14 protein-coding genes and 1 pseudogene are annotated in these 18,773 nt (G+C 68.9%); 10 read left to right on the top strand and 5 right to left on the bottom strand.

What is annotated here, in order from left to right; translation table 11 throughout:
- The first annotated feature begins 42 nt into the window (after positions 1-42).
- The 4 genes from ACRAQ3_RS01685 to ACRAQ3_RS01670 are packed head-to-tail and all read left to right on the top strand — an operon-like array spanning position 43 to position 6,849.
- Complete coding sequence (locus ACRAQ3_RS01685) at positions 43-1,059, top strand: AAA family ATPase (RefSeq protein ID WP_432255431.1); 1,017 nt, start codon at positions 43-45, stop codon at positions 1,057-1,059.
- Positions 1,056-1,946 carry a DUF58 domain-containing protein gene (locus ACRAQ3_RS01680; RefSeq protein ID WP_432255430.1) on the top strand — a complete coding sequence of 297 codons (891 nt, stop codon included), beginning with the start codon at positions 1,056-1,058 and terminating at the stop codon, positions 1,944-1,946. Before ACRAQ3_RS01685 ends, ACRAQ3_RS01680 begins: the two co-directional genes overlap by 4 nt.
- The gene (locus ACRAQ3_RS01675; protein ID WP_432255429.1) at positions 1,946-4,777 is read left to right on the top strand and encodes a DUF4159 domain-containing protein; all 2,832 of its coding nucleotides are present in this window, start codon (positions 1,946-1,948) and stop codon (positions 4,775-4,777) included. Before ACRAQ3_RS01680 ends, ACRAQ3_RS01675 begins: the two co-directional genes overlap by 1 nt.
- Positions 4,774-6,849, top strand: a complete 2,076-nt coding sequence (locus ACRAQ3_RS01670) for a hypothetical protein (protein WP_432255428.1) — start codon at positions 4,774-4,776, stop codon at positions 6,847-6,849. Before ACRAQ3_RS01675 ends, ACRAQ3_RS01670 begins: the two co-directional genes overlap by 4 nt.
- A 134-nt stretch (positions 6,850-6,983) precedes the next feature.
- Here ACRAQ3_RS01670 and ACRAQ3_RS01665 read toward each other — a convergent pair whose 3' ends face one another.
- Both ACRAQ3_RS01665 and ACRAQ3_RS01660 read right to left on the bottom strand, forming a co-directional pair.
- Complete coding sequence (locus ACRAQ3_RS01665) at positions 6,984-7,454, bottom strand: GNAT family N-acetyltransferase (protein WP_432255427.1); 471 nt, start codon at positions 7,452-7,454, stop codon at positions 6,984-6,986.
- A gap of 172 nt (positions 7,455-7,626) precedes the next feature.
- Positions 7,627-8,319 carry a DUF599 domain-containing protein gene (locus tag ACRAQ3_RS01660; protein ID WP_432255426.1) on the bottom strand — a complete coding sequence of 231 codons (693 nt, stop codon included), beginning with the start codon at positions 8,317-8,319 and terminating at the stop codon, positions 7,627-7,629.
- Positions 8,320-8,424: 105 nt separating this feature from the next.
- Here ACRAQ3_RS01660 and ACRAQ3_RS01655 point away from each other — a divergent pair, with 105 nt between their 5' ends.
- From ACRAQ3_RS01655 to ACRAQ3_RS01635, 5 genes are all read left to right on the top strand, one after another.
- The gene (locus ACRAQ3_RS01655; RefSeq protein WP_269397666.1) at positions 8,425-9,855 is read left to right on the top strand and encodes an FAD-linked oxidase C-terminal domain-containing protein; all 1,431 of its coding nucleotides are present in this window, start codon (positions 8,425-8,427) and stop codon (positions 9,853-9,855) included.
- Positions 9,852-10,961: an FAD-binding protein gene (locus ACRAQ3_RS01650; protein WP_432255425.1), complete on the top strand. Its 1,110-nt coding sequence runs from the start codon at positions 9,852-9,854 to the stop codon at positions 10,959-10,961. The genes ACRAQ3_RS01655 and ACRAQ3_RS01650 overlap by 4 nt, the downstream gene beginning before the upstream one ends.
- A gap of 10 nt (positions 10,962-10,971) precedes the next feature.
- A complete protein-coding gene (gene glcF, locus ACRAQ3_RS01645) occupies positions 10,972-12,261 on the top strand; it encodes a glycolate oxidase subunit GlcF (protein ID WP_432255424.1) in 1,290 nt (429 codons plus the stop codon).
- An 82-nt stretch (positions 12,262-12,343) separates the two neighbouring features.
- On the top strand, positions 12,344-13,162 hold the full coding sequence (locus ACRAQ3_RS01640) for a trypsin-like serine peptidase (protein ID WP_432255423.1): 819 nt from the start codon (positions 12,344-12,346) through the stop codon (positions 13,160-13,162).
- A gap of 146 nt (positions 13,163-13,308) precedes the next feature.
- A complete protein-coding gene (locus ACRAQ3_RS01635; protein ID WP_269397663.1) occupies positions 13,309-13,779 on the top strand; it encodes an Hsp20 family protein in 471 nt (156 codons plus the stop codon).
- Positions 13,780-13,986: 207 nt separating this feature from the next.
- Here ACRAQ3_RS01635 and ACRAQ3_RS01630 read toward each other — a convergent pair whose 3' ends face one another.
- From ACRAQ3_RS01630 to ACRAQ3_RS01620, 3 genes and pseudogenes are all read right to left on the bottom strand, one after another.
- Positions 13,987-14,478, bottom strand: coding sequence for a pyridoxamine 5'-phosphate oxidase family protein (locus ACRAQ3_RS01630; RefSeq protein ID WP_432255422.1), 492 nt, complete (start codon positions 14,476-14,478; stop codon positions 13,987-13,989).
- Positions 14,479-14,562: 84 nt separating this feature from the next.
- Positions 14,563-17,358, bottom strand: coding sequence for a DNA polymerase I (gene polA, locus ACRAQ3_RS01625; RefSeq protein ID WP_432255421.1), 2,796 nt, complete (start codon positions 17,356-17,358; stop codon positions 14,563-14,565).
- 167 nt (positions 17,359-17,525) lie between these two features.
- Positions 17,526-17,699 (bottom strand): annotated as a pseudogene (locus tag ACRAQ3_RS01620) (zinc-finger domain-containing protein); the annotation flags it as partial.
- A 108-nt stretch (positions 17,700-17,807) separates the two neighbouring features.
- On the opposite strand from ACRAQ3_RS01620, the gene ACRAQ3_RS01615 reads away from it, so the two are divergent.
- Positions 17,808-18,758 carry an ABC transporter ATP-binding protein gene (locus ACRAQ3_RS01615; RefSeq protein ID WP_432255420.1) on the top strand — a complete coding sequence of 317 codons (951 nt, stop codon included), beginning with the start codon at positions 17,808-17,810 and terminating at the stop codon, positions 18,756-18,758.
- Positions 18,759-18,773 lie beyond the last annotated feature (15 nt).

The following is an 18,773-nucleotide window of genomic DNA, read 5'->3' as shown; positions in this document are numbered from 1 at the left end:
TCTGCTGGGACTGCAATGCTAGACTAGGACGGGAGTGCTGTCATGCCAGAGCAGGTGAGCGACGCCGATCTTCTTGCCGAAATCGAGCGCCTCGGCGACCGTCTCGCGCAGGCCCGCGACAGCGTGGCGCGGCGCTTCGTCGGGCAGGAACGCGTGGTCGAACTGACGCTCTCGGCGCTGCTATGCGGCGGCCATGCGCTGCTTGTCGGCCTGCCGGGGCTGGGCAAGACCCGGCTTGTCGACGCCCTCTCGACGGTAATGGGGCTCGCGGAGAGCCGGATCCAGTTCACCCCCGACCTGATGCCAGCCGACATCCTCGGTTCGGAGGTGCTCGAGACCGGCGCCGACGGCTCTCGCGCCTTCCGCTTCATCGAAGGCCCGGTGTTCTGCCAACTGCTGATGGCCGACGAGATCAACCGCGCCTCGCCTCGCACCCAGTCAGCGCTCCTTCAGGCGATGCAGGAGCGCGAGGTGACGATCGCCGGGCAACACCGACCGCTGGGTCGTCCGTTCCACGTTCTCGCCACGCAGAACCCGCTGGAGCAGGAGGGCACCTACCCGCTGCCCGAGGCGCAGCTCGACCGGTTCCTGTTCCAGATCGACGTGCCCTACCCGACCCGCGACACCGAACGCGCGATCCTTCTGGCCACCACCGGCATCGAGGAAGCCGAGGCCGAGCCGGTCTTCACCGCGCAGGAGCTGCTGGAGGCACAGCGCCTGCTGCGCCGCATGCCGGTGGGCGAAGGCGTGATGGAGCTGATCCTCGACTTGGTGCGCGCCTGCCGCCCGGACGAGCCCGAGGCGCTGCCGGAGTTGCGGCAATCGGTGAGCTGGGGGCCGGGACCGCGCGCGGCGCAGGCCCTGATGCTCGCGGTGCGCGCCGAGGCGCTGCTCGACGGCCGCCTCGCGCCGGGGCCGCAGGACGTGACGCGGCTGGCGGTGCCGGTGCTGGAGCACCGCATGGCGCTGGGCTTTGCCGCGCGGGCGCGGGGCGAAAACCTGCCCGCATTGATCGAGAGCGTGGCGGAGAGGGTGACGCGGGCCGAGGCGGCCGCGTGAGCGCCAGCCCCGCCACGACCACGGCCCCGCTCGGCCTGCGCGGCCGGGCCGAGGATCTCGCGAGCCCGCTGCCGCCGCTCCTGGCCGAGGCCGAGCAGCTGGCCCAGACCGTGCTGATGGGCGAGCATGGCCGCAGGCGGGCCGGCGCGGGCAGCAATTTCTGGCAATACCGCGCGGCGCAGCCGCACGATACCGCGCGCTCCATCGACTGGCGCCGCTCGGGCCGGGCAGATCAGGCCTTCGTGCAGGAGAAGGAATGGCAGATCGCACAGAGCGTCGCGCTCTGGGTCGATGACGGTGCCTCGATGGGCTTTGCCTCGACGCCGAAGCTGCCTCCCAAGGGCGACCGCGCCCGGCTCATCGCGCTGGCCATCGCGGTGGTGCTGACCCGGGGCGGCGAGCGGGTGGGCCTCGCCGATGCGCGGCTACCGCCGCGCCGTGGTCGCGGACAGCTGTCGCGGCTGGCGCAACTCCTGTCGCAGGACACGGCCGAGGATCACGGTGCTCCCGAGGCGAAAGGCCTCGCGCCGCAAAGCCGGGCGGTGCTGGTCTCGGATTTCCTCGGGCCGGTCGAGCCGGTCGAGACGATGCTCACCGCCGCGGCAGACCGTGGCGTGCGCGGGGCGCTCCTGCAGGTGCTCGACCCCGCCGAAGAGGCGTTTCCCTATGATGGCCGCACCATTTTCGAGAGCATGTCGGGCGCGCTGCGCCACGAGACCCTGAAGGCCGGCGATCTGCGCGACCGCTATCTCCAGCGGCTGGCCGAGCGTCGCGACCGGCTGGCCGATCTGGCCCGCGCCACCGGCTGGCAATTCTCGACCCACCGCACATCCGACAGCGCCGCCTCGGCGCTGCTGTGGCTCTATGCCGCGCTGGAGCGGCGCTGATGTGGAGCCTCGGCCCCGTCGGTTTCCTCTCGCCCTGGCTGTTGGCGGGGCTGGTGCTGTTGCCGGTGCTGTGGCTGATCCTGCGCGCCGTGCCGCCCGCGCCGCTGCGCCGCCGTTTTCCGGGCGTCGTGCTGCTCCTGGGTCTCGACGACCGCGAAAGCCAGTCCGACCGCACGCCTTGGTGGCTCCTGCTGCTGCGCATCCTTGCCGTCGCCGCCGCGATCATCGGCTTCGCGGGGCCGGTACTGAACCCGTCCGAGCGCGCCGCGCCGGGCAGCGGTCCGCTGCTGATCCTCGCCGATGCCACATGGGCCGATGCGCGTGACTGGCCGGCCCGCGGGGCCCGGATCGAAGCGCTGCTGGGCGAGGCGCGCCGCGCCGGTCGCCCCGCCGCCTTGGTGGCGCTGACCGATCCGCCGCCCGAGACGCGCTTCGACCCCGCCGAAGCGGTGCTGGCCAGCCTGCCCGGCCTCGCGCCGCGGCCATGGCAGCCCGATCCGGCCGCGCTCGATGACTGGGCCGAAACGCTGGAGGGGCGGTTCGAGACGGTCTGGCTCTCCGACGGCCTCGCCCGTGACAGCCGCGACACCCTTCTGACCGCGCTCGAAGCGCATGGCCCGGTCCGGGTGATCCAGACCCCGCGCCGGATCGCGGCGTTACGGCCGCCACAACTCGACGGCACCGCCATCGCTCTGGAGGCCGTGCGCACGCCCAGCGGCGGCGCCGAGAGCGTGACCGTCGCCGCGCATGGTCTCGACCCGGCCGGGATCGAACGCCGCCTCGCCGCCGCCGCGCTCGACTTCGCGCCCGGCGATGCGGTGGCGCGGGCCGATCTGTCGCTGCCGCCGGAGCTGCGCAACCGCGTCACCCGCTTCGAGATCGATGGCGCGCGCTCCGCCGCCGCGGTGGCGCTCACCGACGATGCGCTCCGGCGGCGCGAGATCGGCCTCGTCGAAAGCCGAGAGTCGCGCGAATCCACCGAGCTGATGTCGCCGCTGCATTACCTGCGCGTGGCGCTGGAGCCGCAGGCCGATCTCGTCTCGGGCGACCTGCCGGCGCTGATCCCCGCCAATCCGGACGTGATCGTCCTCGCCGATGCCGGCAGCCTGCCGCCCGCCGAGGCCGAGGCGCTGCAGGCATGGGTGGAAGATGGCGGGCTGCTGCTGCGCTTCGCCGGGCCCAGACTCGCCGCCTCGGATGCGGGCCGCGACGGCGACGACCCCCTGATGCCGGTGCGGCTGCGCGCCGGTGGCCGCTCGGTCGGCGGCAGCATGAGCTGGGGCGAGCCCAAGACCATCGCCCCCTTCGCGGCCGACAGCCCGTTTCATGGCCTCGCCGTGCCCGACGACGTGACCGTGCGCGCGCAGGTCGTGGCCCAGCCCGGCCCCGATCTGGCCGCCCGCGTCATCGCCCAGCTTTCGGACGGCACGCCGCTGGTCACCCGCAAAGCGCTCGGCGACGGTCAGGTGGTGCTGATGCATGTCACCGCCAATGCCGAGTGGTCCTCGCTGCCGCTGTCGGGGCTGTTCGTGTCGATGCTCGAGCGGCTTGCCATCTCGGCCCGGGCCGATGCGGACGCCGCCGCGGATCTCGCGGGGACGACCTGGCAGCCGGTCGAGGTGATGGACGCCGAGGGCCGCCTGACCGGGACCGACACCCGCGCCGCCGTGGCGGGCGAGGATCTCGCGACAGGCGATCTGGGTCCCGAATTGCCACCGGGCCTCTACGAGGGCGAGGCCGGGCGCTACGCGCTCAACGTCACCCGTGCCGACACCACGCTCGCGCCGGCCCGCTGGCCCGCCCGCATCGCGGTCGAGGGGCTCGACCGTCCGGCGGAACGACCGCTCGGCGGGCTGCTGCTGGCACTGGCCGTGGCGTTGATGGCCATCGACGCCGTCGCCTCGCTGCTGGTCGGCGGCCGGCTGCGCGGCCTGCGGGCCGCATCCGTGGTGCTGGCAATGCTGCTGGCACCGGTCCCGCCGGCCGAGGCACAGGAGGGCACCGTCCCCTCCGCGCCGCCGGTCAACACGCCCCCATCCGGTTCCGCCGCCGCCGAACCACCGATGGACCCGCAGGCCGAGGACTTTGCCCAGGCCGCTACCGGTTCCGTCGTACTAGGGCATATCCTGTCCGGCGATCCGGCGGTGGACGATATCGCCCGAGCCGGGCTCGAAGGGCTCGGTCGAACGCTGTGGCAGCGCACCTCGGTAGAGCCCGCCGCCCCGATGGCGGTCGATCCCGAGACCGACGAGTTGGCCTTCTTCCCCCTGCTCTACTGGCCGATCACCGCCGCGACGCCGATCCCCTCTGGGGCGGCCTATGACAAGCTCAACGCCTATCTGCGCGGCGGCGGCATGATCGTCTTCGACACGCGCGACGCCGGGATCGCGGGGCTCGGCGCGACCACGCCCGAGGGCCGCCGCCTGCAGGCCATCGCCCACCCTCTCGACGTGCCGCCGCTCTCGCCGGTGCCCGAGGACCACGTGCTCACGCGCACCTTCTACCTGCTGCAGGATTTTCCGGGCCGGCATCAGGGCCGCGACGTCTGGGTCGAGGCGGCGCCGGACGAAGAGCCGACCCCCGGAATGCCGTTCCGCAACCTCAACGACAACGTGACCCCGGTGGTGATCGGTGGCAATGACTGGGCCTCGGCCTGGGCGATGGACGAGATCGGCATGCCGCTCTACCCGGTCGGGCGCGGCATGGCGGGCGAGCGCCAGCGCGAGATGGCCTATCGCTTCGGGGTGAACCTCGTGATGCATGTGCTCACCGGCAACTACAAATCCGACCAAGTCCACGTGCCGGCGCTGCTCGAGAGGCTTGGCCAGTGAACGGCACGGTGATCTTCGACCCGCTGCTGCCATGGCCCGCGCTTTGGGCGCTGGCGGCGCTGACCGTTCTCGTGGTCGCGCTGGCGCTTTGGCGCGGCCTGCCGGGCTGGTGGCTGCGGGCGCTCGCCGGGCTCGCTCTGCTGGCGGGCCTCGCCAACCCGGCGCTGCGGCGCGAAGAGCGCCAGCCGCTCTCGGACATCGTGATCGCCGTCGTGGACGAAAGCGCGAGCCAGACCCTGTCGAATCGGGCCGAACAGACCGAGGCCGCGCTCGAGGCATTGCAGGGCCGGATCGCCGCACGCGAGAACACCGAGTTGCGCGTGGTGCGCCTCGGCGACGCGCCGGAGGATGGCGGCACCAGGCTGATGACCGCGCTCTCCGAGGCCTTGGCCGAGGAGCCCGCGGGCCGGGTCGCGGGCATCGTCATGCTGACCGACGGGCGGCTGCACGACGCCGCCCGTGCGCCCGACCTGCCTGCCCCCGCCCATGTGCTGCTGTCGGGGCGCGACAGCGACTGGGACCGCCGCGTCGTGGTGCGCAACGCCCCGGCCTTCGCGATTCTCGGCGAGGAGGTGGAGCTGACCCTGCGGGTCGAGGATAGCGGCGCGGCGCCACGGAGCGCCGGGCCGGTGCCGCTTACCATCGCCATCGACGGCGGCGAGCCGATGCGTTTCGAAGTGCCGCTCGGGCGTGACATCCGGCTTCCCGTCGCGCTGCCGCATGGCGGCATGAACGTGCTGCAATTCGCCACGCCGGAGATCGAGGGCGAGCTGACTGCGCGCAACAACGAAAGCGTCGTGCAGATCAACGGCGTAAGAGACCGGCTGCGCGTGCTTCTGGTTTCGGGCGAGCCCTATGCCGGCGAACGGACCTGGCGCAACCTTCTGAAGTCCGACCCCTCGGTCGATCTGGTGCATTTCACCATCCTGCGCCCGCCCGAGAAACAGGACGGGGTGCCGGTCGAGGAGTTGTCGCTGATCGCCTTTCCGACCCGCGAGCTGTTCATCGAGAAGATCGACGAGTTCGACCTCATCGTCTTCGACCGTTACCGCAGGCGCGGCATCCTGCCCTCCGACTACTTCGCCAACGTCGCCCGCTACGTCGAAGAGGGCGGCGCGGTGCTGGTCACCGCCGGGCCGGAATATGCGGGCGCCGACAGCATCTTTCGCAGCCCGCTGGGCTTCGTCCTGCCCGGCATGCCCAGCGCCCGCGTGGTCGAGCGCGCCTTTCGCCCCGAATTGACCGAACTGGGAGCGCGCCATCCCGTCACCTCCGGCCTCGCCGATCCGTGGCTCGAGGCCGGGGCCGATCCGCTCACCCCCGATTGGGGCCGCTGGTTCCGTCAGATCGAGATCGAGCCGACCCAGAGCGCCACCATCGCCCTGACCGGACCGGGAGAACGGCCGCTTCTGGCGCTCGATCGGGTCGGCGAGGGTCGCGTCGCGCTTCTGGCCTCGGACCAGGTCTGGCTCTGGGGGCGCGGCTATGACGGCGGCGGCCCGCAGCTCGACCTGCTGCGCCGTCTCGCGCACTGGATGATGAAGGAGCCCGAGCTCGAGGAAGAGGCGCTCTGGGCGGAGCCCTCGGGGCTCGTCATGCGTATCGTGCGCCGCTCGCTCGCCGATGAGGTCGGCCCCGTCACCGTGACCGCCCCGGATGGCAGCGAAACCGAGGTCGAGCTCGAGGAGGTCGAGCCGGGTCGTTTCGAGGCGCTGTGGGGCGCGCCGCGCATGGGGCTCTACCGCCTGTCGGAAGGCGAGCAGGAGGCGGTGATCGCGCTCGGCCCGGCCGCGCCGCGCGAGTTCGAGGACACCATCGCCAGCGCCGTGGCGCTGGAGGATACCGTGTCGGAAGCGCGCGGCGGCATCGTGGCGATGGAGGACGGGTTGCCAGCGCTGCGCGACGTGCGCCCCGGTCGACCGGCCGCGGGGCGCGGCTGGATCGGGCTGACGCCCCGCGGCGCCTACCGCACGCTCGATCTCACGGTGATCCCGCTCGTCCCCGCCTGGGCATTGCTACTGCTGGCGGCGGCGCTGATGCTGGGCGCATGGCTGCGCGAGGCGCGGCGATAGTCGGAAAATTCGGGCTTGGCGTATTTGAAGAAAGATGAACGGGACGGGCACGCCCTCCGCTTCATCTTTCTCAAATACGCGCGGGGGGGCAGCGGCGGGGGCGGCAGCCTCCAGCCCTTTGCAATAGATGGTGCTCACAAGCCCCCGACTTCCCTTTGCAGGAAGCAGTGCGTTTCTGAGCGACCGATCTCTTGGAAGCCGTGTCGACGATAGAGCGAGCCGACTGGATTCCAGTGCAGATATTCAAGCCTAACAGGTAGGCTCAAGCTATCGGCCACGGCGAGGGAGTGTGCGAGAATGGATGAACCGATTCCACAGCCTTGGTACTCTGGGAGCAAATAGAACTCGCCGAACCGGATGTGATCCGGTCGCCTATGAAATGAAAGCGCTCCAAGTCTTTGCTCCGAGCGCCTTATTTCGAGGAATAGTTTCTCCTTATACTGACGCTCATGCAAGTCTCGCTGGAATGCTTCGACCCAAGGCCAGCGTTTGATGATGTGTGGGCCCATAGCTGCCCGCTTGGCCTCGAAAGCAAAGGCAACGTCAGCTGCGTCGTCGCTTAGTCGAGCGAATTGCATATCAGGCGCGAGATCAGGCAGTTCCATACTGCGGACCCTCTCAACTCATGGCAGCGTCAGTAGTGTCCCGTTTTTCGGCATCCATTGCGAACAACTCCCTTAGATTTCTTCGGGGGTAGTATTTCGACATAGTGCAATGCCGGCTCCGCCGCGGGCCCTACACCGCACCATTTACTGCAAAGGGCTGGCAGCAGCCCCCTCAACTTTGTTCCAGAAGCACCGCGCGCGGAACCGAGGCGAACTCCCGGCTCCACAACACCCACAACACCGCCGCCATCGCAAGGATCAGCGCCCAGCCGCCGAGCAACCAGGCCAGCGCGCCGAGCGCGAAATACATGGCCCTGAGGCCGCGATTGAAGTTCCACGCCGCGCGGATATTCAGCTCCGCCGCCTGCATCGCGCGCGGCAAAGCGCGCGGGTCCTCGGCGGCGTTGGGCACCGAGGCCATCAGCACCGAGCAATAGCCGAAGATCCGATGGGCCCAGACGAATTTCAGGAAGGCATGCGTCAGCAACAGCGCCACCGGCAGCAGCTTGATCTGCCATAGCACGTCCGGCTGGCGTTCCTGGCCGAAGCCCTCTGCCACGCCCTGCAATGGCTCGGTATTGCCGATCAGCGCCAGCACGCCACCCACCGCCAGTAGGCAGGTCGAGGCGAAGAAGGAGGTGCCCTGCCGCAAGCTGCCCATGATCGTCGCGTCGAAGATCCGATTTCCGCGCAACACGAATTCGCGCATCCACTCACGCCGGTGCTCGGCCATCAACACCGTCACCGAGGGGCGCCGGCCCGGATGCTCGATGCGCCAGCCGATGAGCCAGTAGCCCACCACCAGGAGCGCGAGCCCAAGGGTATCGAACAAGGTGAGATGCGGCAGGCTGGCGAGCGGATCCATGCCGCGCAACCTAGCCGCGCTGCTACGCGCTTGCCATGGGGCGATTTTGGTTATATTTCCTTACCAATCTCGGAAAGACCCCTTGCGTGATTGGAGGCGCGAGCCATGCAGATGCCATCTCCCGACGCCCGCATCATGGCCCGGAAGGCACAGGTCGTGCAGCGCCTGACCGAGGCGCTGGGCGAGAGGGGCGTGATTCATGATCCCTCCGAAACCCGCGCCTATGAATGCGACGCGCTCACCGCCTACCGCTGCCCGCCGCTTTGCGTGGTGCTGCCCTCGACCACCGAGGAGGTCTCGGCGGCGCTCAGGATCTGTCACGAGGAGAACGTGCCGGTGGTGCCGCGCGGCTCCGGCACCTCGCTCGCGGGGGGCGCGCTGCCGACCGCCGATTCCGTGATCCTGGGCGTGTCGCGGATGAACCGGGTGCTCGAGACCGACACCATGGACCGGATCATCCGGGTGCAGACCGGGCGCACGAATCTGAGCGTCACCGGCGCGGTGGAGGAGCTGGGCTTCTTCTATGCCCCCGACCCCTCCTCGCAGCTCGCCTGCGCCATCGCGGGCAACATCGCGATGAATTCCGGCGGCGCGCATTGCCTGAAATACGGGGTGACCACCAACAACCTGCTCGGCGTCACCATGGTGCAGATGGACGGCACCGTGGTCGAGATCGGTGGCGCGCATATGGATGCGGGCGGGCTCGACCTTCTGGGCGTGATCTGCGGCTCCGAGGGACAGCTCGGCGTCGTCACCGAGGCGACGCTGCGCATCCTGCCCAAGCCCGAGGGCGCGCTCCCGGTACTCATGGGCTATGACAGCGCCGAAGCGGCGGGCGCCTGCGTCGCCGACATCATCAAGGCGGGCGTTCTGCCGGTGGCCATCGAATACATGGACCGTCCCTGCATCCGCGCCTGCGAGGCCTTCGCCAAGGCGGGCTACCCCGATTGCGAGGCGCTCTTGATCGTCGAGGTCGAGGGCTCGGCCGATGAGATCAACCACCAGCTCGAAACCATCCTGAAGATCGCCCGCGACCACGACCCCGTCGAGATCCGCGCGGCGCAGGACGGCGACGAGGCGGCGCGGATCTGGCTGGGGCGCAAATCCGCCTTCGGCGCGATGGGCCAGATCAACGACTACATGTGCCTCGACGGCACGATCCCGGTCTCTGCCCTGCCCGAGGTGCTCAAGCGCATCGGCGAGCTGAGCGACCAGTACGGGCTCGGCGTCGCCAACGTGTTCCACGCCGGCGACGGCAACATGCATCCGCTGATCCTGTTCGACGCGAACAAGGAAGGCGATCTGGAGAAATGCGAGGAGATGGGCGCCGACATCCTGCGGCTCTGCGTCGAGGTGGGCGGCTGCCTGACCGGTGAGCACGGGGTCGGCGTGGAAAAGCGCGATCTGATGACGGTGCAGTTCGAACCGGAGGATCTCGAGGCGCAGATGAAGGTGAAGGACGTGTTCGACCCCAAATGGCTGCTGAACCCCGCCAAGGTGTTTCCGCTGGCGGCCAGCGAAGGACGCCGGGCATGATCCGCCCCGGATCAGAGGCCGAGCTGGCCGAAGCGCTGCGCGATGCGACCGGTCCGCTCTCGGTGCGCGGCGGCGGCACGCGCGGGCCGCTGCCCGATGGCACGCCGCTCTCCACCGCGGCCCTGTCGGGCATCACCCTGCACGACCCGGCGGCGTTGACGCTGGTGGCACAGGCGGGCACGCCGGTCGAGGAGATCGACGCGGCGCTGGCCAAGGCCAACCAGCGGCTCGCCTTCGAGCCGATGGATCACCGCGCGCTGCTTGGCACCACCGGCGCCCCGACCATCGGCGGCGTCGTCGCGGCCAACGTGTCGGGTCCGCGCCGGATGCAGGTCGGTGCGGCGCGCGACCACCTGCTAGGGCTGCGCTTCGTCGATGGCGAGGGCACGGTGGTCAAGAATGGCGGTCGGGTGATGAAGAACGTCACCGGCTACGATCTCGCCCGCCTCGTCGCGGGAAGCCGCGGCGCGCTGGGCGTGATCACCGAGGTCGCGCTCAAGGTGCTGCCGGGGACCGAAACCGCCGCCAGCCTCGTGATCCGCGGTCTCGACGATGCCACGGCGGTACGGGCGATGTCCGAGGCGCTTGGCACGCCCTTCGAGGTGTCGGGCGCCGCGCATGACCCACAGGCCCAAGGCGGGGCGCGCACGGTGCTGCGGATCGAGGGCTTTGCTCCCTCGGTCGAGTATCGTTGCCGGGCGCTGGCCGAACGGCTGGCATCGCACGGCGCCTGGGAGGTCGAGGCCGACCGCGAGGCGGTGCGCGCCGATTGGCGCGGCATCCGCGACGTCGCCCCCTTCCACGGTACCGCCGGCGATGTCTGGCGCGTCTCGATACGCCCCAGCCAGGCCGCCGATCTCGTGGCCCGCGCCGGGGCCGAGCAGGTCCTCTACGACTGGGGCGGCGGTCTGATCTGGCTGCGCTGCGCGGAGGGAGACGACCTGCGGGCGCGGCTCGGCCGCTATGACGGCCATGCGACGCTGGTGCGCGCCGCCCCGGAAACCCATGCGAAGCTGCACACGCTGCAGCCCGAGCCGCTGGCGGTGCAGGCGCTGACCCGCGGCCTGCGCGAGACATTCGACCCGCGCGGCATCCTCGCCGCCTGACGGAGACCCCATGCAGACCAGTTTCACCCCCGAGCAGCTGCGCGATCCGAAGATCGCCGAGGCCAACGCGATCCTGCGATCCTGCGTGCATTGCGGCTTCTGCACGGCGACCTGCCCGACCTATCAGGTGCTGGGCGACGAGCTGGACAGCCCGCGCGGCCGGATCTACCTGATCAAGGACATGCTCGAGAACGAGCGCGTCCCCGACGACAAGACGGTCACCCATCTCGACCGCTGCCTCGGCTGCCTCGCCTGCATGACCACATGTCCCTCGGGCGTGCATTACGGCCACCTGATCGACCAGGCCCGCGGCTATATCGAGAAGAACTACGAACGGCCGGTGATGGACCGTTTCCTGCGCTGGGTGCTGGCGCGGATCCTGCCCTATCCGGGCCGGTTCCGGCTGGCGCTTCTGGCCGCGAAACTCGGCAAGCCGTTCAAGGGGCTGATGCCCGACCGCCGGCTGCGCGCGATGCTGGAGATGGCGCCCGCGAAGATCCCCCCGGTGTCGCGCAACGACGATCCGCAGGTGTTCCCCGCCATGGGCGAGCGGCGGATGCGCGTCGGGCTGTCGATCGGCTGCGCCCAGCGCGCGCTCGACACCGAGATCAACGATGCGACGATCCGGCTGCTCACCCGGCTGGGCTGCGAGGTGGTGATCCCCGAGGGCGTCGGCTGCTGCGGCGCGCTGACCGAGCATATGGGCAAGCATGACGAGGCGCGCGGCACCGCAGCCAAGCTGATCCGCTCGATGGCCTCGATCGAGGGGCTCGACGCCGTGGTGATCAACACCTCGGGCTGCGGCACCACGATGAAGGATTACGGCCACATGTTCGCGGGCCACGAGATGGAGGCCGAGGCCGCGCGGATCGGCGGGCTGTGCCGCGACGTATCGGAGATCGTGGCCGAGCTGGGCCTGCCCGAGAAGGCGAAGGTCGCGCCGATGCGCGTGGCCTACCACGCCGCCTGCTCGCTGCAACATGGCCAGAAGCTGAAGGCCGGGCCGAAGAACCTGTTGAAGCAGGCCGGGTTCGAGGTGCTCGAGCCCGCCGACAGCCACCTGTGCTGCGGCTCGGCCGGCACCTATAACCTGATGCAGCCCGAGATTTCCGCCGAATTGCGCGACCGCAAGGTCGAGACGCTGGAGGTGCTGAAGCCGCAGGTGATCGCCGCCGGCAACATCGGTTGCATGATGCAGATCGGCCGCGGCACCGGTGTGCCGGTGGTGCATTCGGTGCAGCTTCTCGACTGGGCGACCGGCGGGCCGCAACCTCCCGCGATTTCGAAACAATCGGCTTGATTGCCCTTTGAAGCCATCGCCGTCTGGCCTAGTCTCGCCTGCGAACCGGGTGCTCCCTGCCCGGCGACCCGAAGGAGGGCAGATGCGGCAGGCCATCGCGGTCGCCTTGCTGGTTCTGGTGGCGCTGTCGCTGCCGGTGCGCGCGGATCGTCACGATCTCGTCGAGATGGTGACGGGCGATGACGCGCGCGGCTGGGAGGCTGTGGGGCGTCTCGATATCGGGGGCCGCGGCTTCTGCACGGGGGCGCTGATCGCGCCCGACCTCGTCCTCACCGCCGCGCATTGTCTTTACGACCGCGACAGCGGCGATCGGATCGATCCGTCCGAGATCGAGTTCAAGGCCGGGATGCGGGGCGGCCGGGCGCTGGCCTACCGCTCGGTGCGCCGGGCGCTGGCCCCCGAGGGCTACGCCTTCGTCGGCACCGGGTCCGGCGCGGCCAGCGCCGAGGACGTGGCGCTTCTTGAACTCGCGCAGCCGATCCGCTCGGCCCGCATCACCCCGTTCGAGACGTTGGAGGGGGTCGTCGCGGGCGCCGAGGTCGGCGTGGTCTCCTACGCGCATGACCGGGCCGAGGCACCCTCGCTGCAGGAGACCTGCGACGTGCTGGGCGAGGAGAACGGCCTTCTGGTGATGGGCTGCGATGTCGATTACGGCTCCTCGGGTTCGCCTGTCTTCAGCTTCGAGGGCGGCAGGGCGCGGATCGTCTCGGTGATCTCGGCCAAGGCCGAGATGGATGGTCGCAACGTCGCCATCGGGGTCGCGCTCGACCGGCCCCTGCCCGATCTGCGGGCCCGCATGGAGAGCGGCACCGGCGCCTTCGGCGGCCTGTCCACGGGTCAGGTCCGGGTGGTTGGCGCCGGCCAGAGAACCGAGATCGGCGCCCGCTTCATCCGCCCCTGAGATCGCGGTCGCGGGGCTCTTGAAAGCCCGAAAATCCCCACCCACATTGCGGTTACGGAGCGCCAGACAGGGCTCCGGATCTCCGGCCCGTCCCCCGTCGGGAGGGCCATCACGACGTTATCGCTTTGAGACAGAGGATGACCATGATGCGTACGTTCGATCTTGCCCCGCTCTACCGCGCCACCGTGGGCTTCGATCAGGTTGCCGATCTGATGGACCGCGTGCTTGCCGGCGAGACCGCGCAGAACAACTACCCGCCCTACAACATCGAGAAGACCGACGAGAGCGCATGGCGCATCTCGATCGCCGTTGCCGGCTTTGGTGCCGACGACCTCGCCGTCGAGGTCCGCGAGAATGCTCTGATCGTGACCGCGCGCAAGGCCGAGGACGATCAGGAGGGCCGCACCTTCCTGCATCGCGGCATCGCGACGCGCGCCTTCGAGCGCCGCTTCCACCTTGCCGACCACGTGAAGGTGACAGGCGCCAGCCATCTCGACGGCATGCTGCATATCGACCTCGTGCGCGAGGTGCCCGAAGCGCTGAAGCCGCGCCGTATCGAGATCTCGAGCCAGAAGCCGCAGGATGCGAACCTGATCGAGGAGAAATCGGTCAACTGAGGAAACGGTCGGGCACTCCAGCCGGCCGTGCGCGACGCGGTCGGCGGGTGACGCGCCGGTCGTGACCACACCGCGAGAGGGCGCGGATCCGCAAGGGCCCGCGCCTTTCTTCGTGCCGTAACCCGTACCGAATAGGTATCGTTCGGACCGGCAGATACGGGAAGGGCGGCCCCGAGGCCGCCCTTCCCGCGTCGAGGACGCCTTGTTTCAGAACGTCAGCGAATACTTGTCGCCCACGTCGGGCTTGCTCTCCGACAGGTTGCCCTTGGCGGTCTCGTAGAGGAACCGCGCGGCGGAGGTGGTCGAGGTCCAGACCTCGGCCGATCGCAGCGTCAGGCACAGCAGCCGGATGTCAGGATCGCGGCGGCCATCCTCGAACCAGCTCGCGGCCACCTTCGACCACAGCTCGTCGAGCTTCTGCTCGTCATGGCTCAGCGTCAGCGTACCGTGGACATGGGTATAGATGCCATGCTCGTCGCTGGTCACCGCGAAGACCGCGTCCTGCGGACCGGTCTCGGCGCGCTCCGCCAGTTCGGTGCCGTCATGGCCGATAAACCACAGGCAGCCCGCTGCGGGATCGGTGTAATGCGCCATCGGAATCAGCCGATCAGTGCCCTTGAGCCCGATCAGCCCGGCATGCAGACCATCGATCCGCTTCCAGAACATTTCCACGCGCTTCTCTTGGCTGTGCTCGCCCATCATTGAATCCTCGTGCTGGACGGGCGGCCACGTTGCCGCCGCCCGCTTCGGCAAGGCAACGATGCGCGAGGGGCGCGGTTCCGTTCAGTGCGCCTCGGCCCAGGTCCGACCCTGTCCGCCCTCGGCCAGCAGCTGCACGTCGAGATGCACCGCGGGCCGCGCCGCGTTCTCCATCACCTCGCGGGCGATGGGGATCAGCGCCTCGGCCTCGGCCTCGTCGACCTCGAACAGCAGTTCGTCATGCACCTGCAGCAGCATCCGCGCCGAGGGCACGGCGGCGATGGCATCGTCCATGCGGATCATCGCGCGGCGGATGATGTCGGCCGCCGTGCCCTGGATCGGCGCGTTGATCGCGGCGCGCTTGGCGAACCCCGCCCCCGGCCCCTTGGCGTTGATCTCGGGCGTGTTGATGCGCCGCCCGAACAGCGTCTGAACATAGCCATTGGCCTTCGCGAAGGCGGTGGTCTCGTCCATGTAGGTGCGGATGCCCGGGAAACGCTCGAAATAGCGGTCGATGAAGCCCTGCGCCTGCTCGCGCGGAATCCGCAGGTTGCGAGCGAGGCCGAAGCCCGAGATGCCATAGATCACGCCGAAGTTGATCGCCTTGGCCTGGCGCCGAATCTCGGGTGTCATTTCGTCGAGGGGTACGTTGAACATCTCGGACGCGGTGGCGGCGTGGATGTCCTGCCCCTCGCGGAACGCCTGCTTCAACTCCTCGATCCCCGCCATGTGGGCGAGGATACGCAGCTCGATCTGGCTGTAGTCGAGCGAGACGAGGGTGCGCCCGTTGGGCGCGACGAAGGCCTCCCGGATGCGGCGGCCTTCCTCGGTGCGGATCGGGATGTTCTGCAGGTTCGGGTCGGTCGAAGCAAGGCGGCCGGTGTTGGCGCCCGCGATCGAATAGGAGGTGTGCACCCGCCCGGTGTCGGGGTGGATGTGCTCCTGCAGGCTGTCGGTATAGGTCGATTTCAGCTTCGAGATCTGGCGCCAATCCAGCACGAGGCGCGGTAGCTCGTGTTCGGTGGCGAGGTCTTCGAGGATGTCGGCCCCTGTCGCATAGGCCCCGGTCTTGCCCTTCTTTCCGCCGGGCAGGCCGAGATCATCGAACAGGATCTCGCCGAGTTGCTTGGGGCTCCCGACATTGAAGGGGCGTCCGGCCTTCTCGTGGATCTCGGCCTCCAGCCCCGCCATCTTCTGCGCGAAGGCATTGGACATGCGCGACAGCACCTCGCGGTCGACCTCGACGCCCGCCCGCTCCATCCGCGCCAGCACCGGCACCAGCGGGCGCTCCAGCGTCTCGTAGACGGTGGTGACTCGATTGCGGTGCAGATCCGGCTTGAACCGCTTCCACAGGCGCAGCGTGATGTCGGCGTCCTCGGCCGCGTATTTCACCGCCTCGTCGATGCCGACCCGATCGAATGTCACCGCCGATTTGCCGGTGCCGATCACCTGCTTGATCGGGATCGGCAGATGGCCGAGATAGCGCTCGCTGAGCGTGTCCATGCCGTGCCCATGCAGCCCCGCATGCATCGCGTAGCTCAGGAGCATCGTGTCATCGAAAGGCGCCACGTCGATCCCGAGACCGGCGAATATCTTCAGGTCGTATTTCATGTTCTGGCCGATCTTGAGGATCGAGGCATCCTCCAGCACCGGCTTCAGCATCGCCAGCGCCTCCTCCATCGGCATCTGCCCCGCGCAGAGCTGTGCACCCCCGAACAGATCGTCGCCGCCTTCGCTGTGGCACAGGGGGATGTAGCAGGCATGGCCCGGCGTCAGCGCCAGCGAGATGCCGACGAGCTCGGCACGCATCTCGTCGAGGCTCGTGGTCTCGGTGTCGACCGCGACATGGCCCAGCTCGCGGATCGCGTCGATCCAGACCTGCAGCTCCTCGGCCGTCGTCACCTTCTGATAACCGGCATGATCGAAGGGGGCCTCGGGCTCGGGCTCGACCGCCTCGGTCGCGGCCACCTCGGGCACCACCGGCGCCTCCTGCCCCAGTTTCTCGGCAACTCGGCGGGTGATGGTGCGGAACTCCATCTCGGCGAGGAAGCCCAGCAGCACCTCGGGGTCCGGCTCGCGGATCTCGAGATCGTCGAGCGTGAAGTCGAGCGGGCAGTCGCAATCGAGCGCCACCAACTGCTTCGACAGCCGGATCTGTTTTTCGTGCTCGATCAGGGTCTGGCGTCGCTTGGGCTGCTTGATTTCGCCGGCGCGCTCCAGAAGCGTCTCCAGATCGCCGAACTCGTTGATCAGGAGCGCCGCCGTCTTGATGCCGATGCCGGGCGCGCCGGGAACGTTATCGACCGAATCGCCCGCGAGCGCCTGTACATCGACGACACGGTCGGGCCAGACGCCGAATTTCTCGAAAACGCCGTCGCGGTCGATGCGGCGGTTCTTCATCGGGTCGAGCATTTCGACCCCGTCGCCGACGAGCTGCATCAGGTCCTTGTCGGAGGAGATGATGGTGACGCGGCCGCCGGCGTCCCGGGCCTGGCAGGAGAGCGCCGCGATGATGTCGTCGGCCTCGAAGCCTTCCCTCTCCTTGCAGGCGATGTTGAACGCCTCGGTGGCGCGACGCGTCAGCGGGATCTGCGGCCGCAGATCCTCGGGCATCGCCTCGCGATTGGCCTTGTAGAGGTCGTAGAGATCGTTGCGGAAGGTATGCGAGCCCTTGTCGAAGATCACTGCGACATGGGTGGCGGCGTCGGGGCCGGTATTGCCGTCGATATAGCGCTGCAGCATGTTGACGAAGCCCGACACCGCGCCAACCGGCAAACCGTCCGATTTGCGGGTCAGCGGTGGCAGTGCGTGATAGGCGCGGAAGATGAAGGCCGAGCCGTCGATCAGGTGCAGGTGGCACCCCTTGCCGAATTGCGTCATGCCCGCCCTCTTTCGCGATGTCGTGTCAATTCAAACCGAATTCTTGCAAGAATTCGGGCAATTTCCTTTGCAAGGAAATTGGGACCGGAGCGCCCGCCTCAGCGGGTCTCGTTCTCCTGGCCCGAGCGATCCTGCCCGCGGGTGATGTCGTCCAGCCCCTCCGCGCCCTTCTCGGCGAAATCGCGGTGAACATAGCGCGCGTCGCAATAGGAGCAGTCGACCCAGCCGGTATCGTGCGGGATCATCAGCCAGACGCGCGGATGGCCGAGCCCTGCGCTGCCGCCGTCGCAGGCGATGCGCCATGTGTCGACGATCTTGGTCTCGGGCGCGGGAAGTGTCATGAGGGGCCTTGCCTTGCAAACGGGAGCGGCCGGGCATGGACCCGGCCCTGATCGCGCTACATTCTAGCCGCCCCGCCCGCAGGGACAAGACGCGAAAGGACTCGAGCCATGACCGACGCCGCCATCGAGATCACCGGCCTGAAGAAGACCTATGCGCCCAGCGCCAGATCCCCCGCCAAGCTGGCGCTCGACGGTGTCGATCTGTCGATTCCGGCGGGCTCGATCTTCGGCCTCCTGGGCCCCAACGGGGCGGGCAAGTCGACGATGATCAACATCATGGCTGGCTTGGTGCTCAAATCCGAAGGGCGGGTGAAGATCTGGGGCTTCGATCAGGACGTGAACCCGCGCCAGTCACGCGCGGCGATCGGCGTGATGCCGCAGGAACTCGTCCTCGACCCGTTCTTCACCCCGCGCGGCGCGCTCGACGTGCAGGCGGGGCTCTGGGGCGTGCCGAAATCCCAGCGTCGCACCATGGAGCTTCTCGATCTCGTCGGCCTCGCCGACAAGGCCGACGCCTATGCCCGTTCGCTCTCGGGCGGCATGCGGCGGCGGCTTCTGCTTGCAAAGGCGCTGGTGCACTCCCCCCGCGTGCTGGTGCTCGACGAGCCGACGGCGGGCGTCGACATCGAGCTGCGCAACATGCTCTGGCGCAACGTCCGCAAGCTGAACGAGCAGGGCACGACGATCATCCTGACGACCCATTACCTCGAAGAGGCGCAAGAGATGTGCGACGAGATCGCGATCATCGATCAGGGCCGCGTCATCACCCGCGACACCACCGCCAATCTCGTCGGCCGGGTCACCGGCAAGACGCTGGTAGTGACCCCCGAGGGCCCCGCTGCGATCCCGGCCCTGCCAGAGGGCGTCAGCGTCACCGAGCGGCCGGGCGGGGCGCTAGCCTTCAGCTACGACGCGCGCGTGATGGGCGCGGGCACGGTGCTCGACGCGATCCGCGCGGGCGGCATGCGGCTTTCCGACGTGAAAACCGAGGAGGCGGATCTGGAAGACGTATTCCTGCAGCTCACCTCCAAGGCCAAGGAACCCGTCTCCGCCGCCTGAGGTTGCCCCTCCGCC

It is taken from the genome of Limimaricola sp. AA108-03 (assembly GCF_050847355.1).
Lineage (GTDB): Bacteria > Pseudomonadota > Alphaproteobacteria > Rhodobacterales > Rhodobacteraceae > Limimaricola.
Note: the sequence above shows the minus strand (reverse complement) of the source record. Positions and strands in the feature narration are given on the sequence as shown.

Bases quoted from the DNA above. Each gene is read 5' to 3' on its own strand.
- ACRAQ3_RS01685 (WP_432255431.1), top strand. From the start codon at position 43: ATGCCAGAGCAGGTGAGCGACGCCGATCTTCTTGCCGAAATCGAGCGC.
- ACRAQ3_RS01675 (WP_432255429.1), top strand. From the start codon at position 1,946: ATGTGGAGCCTCGGCCCCGTCGGTTTCCTCTCGCCCTGGCTGTTGGCG.
- ACRAQ3_RS01665 (WP_432255427.1), bottom strand. From the start codon at position 7,454: ATGGAACTGCCTGATCTCGCGCCTGATATGCAATTCGCTCGACTAAGC.
- ACRAQ3_RS01660 (WP_432255426.1), bottom strand. From the start codon at position 8,319: ATGGATCCGCTCGCCAGCCTGCCGCATCTCACCTTGTTCGATACCCTT.
- ACRAQ3_RS01655 (WP_269397666.1), top strand. From the start codon at position 8,425: ATGCAGATGCCATCTCCCGACGCCCGCATCATGGCCCGGAAGGCACAG.
- ACRAQ3_RS01650 (WP_432255425.1), top strand. From the start codon at position 9,852: ATGATCCGCCCCGGATCAGAGGCCGAGCTGGCCGAAGCGCTGCGCGAT.
- glcF (WP_432255424.1), top strand. From the start codon at position 10,972: ATGCAGACCAGTTTCACCCCCGAGCAGCTGCGCGATCCGAAGATCGCC.
- ACRAQ3_RS01640 (WP_432255423.1), top strand. From the start codon at position 12,344: ATGCGGCAGGCCATCGCGGTCGCCTTGCTGGTTCTGGTGGCGCTGTCG.
- ACRAQ3_RS01635 (WP_269397663.1), top strand. From the start codon at position 13,309: ATGCGTACGTTCGATCTTGCCCCGCTCTACCGCGCCACCGTGGGCTTC.
- ACRAQ3_RS01630 (WP_432255422.1), bottom strand. From the start codon at position 14,478: ATGGGCGAGCACAGCCAAGAGAAGCGCGTGGAAATGTTCTGGAAGCGG.
- polA (WP_432255421.1), bottom strand. From the start codon at position 17,358: ATGACGCAATTCGGCAAGGGGTGCCACCTGCACCTGATCGACGGCTCG.
- ACRAQ3_RS01615 (WP_432255420.1), top strand. From the start codon at position 17,808: ATGACCGACGCCGCCATCGAGATCACCGGCCTGAAGAAGACCTATGCG.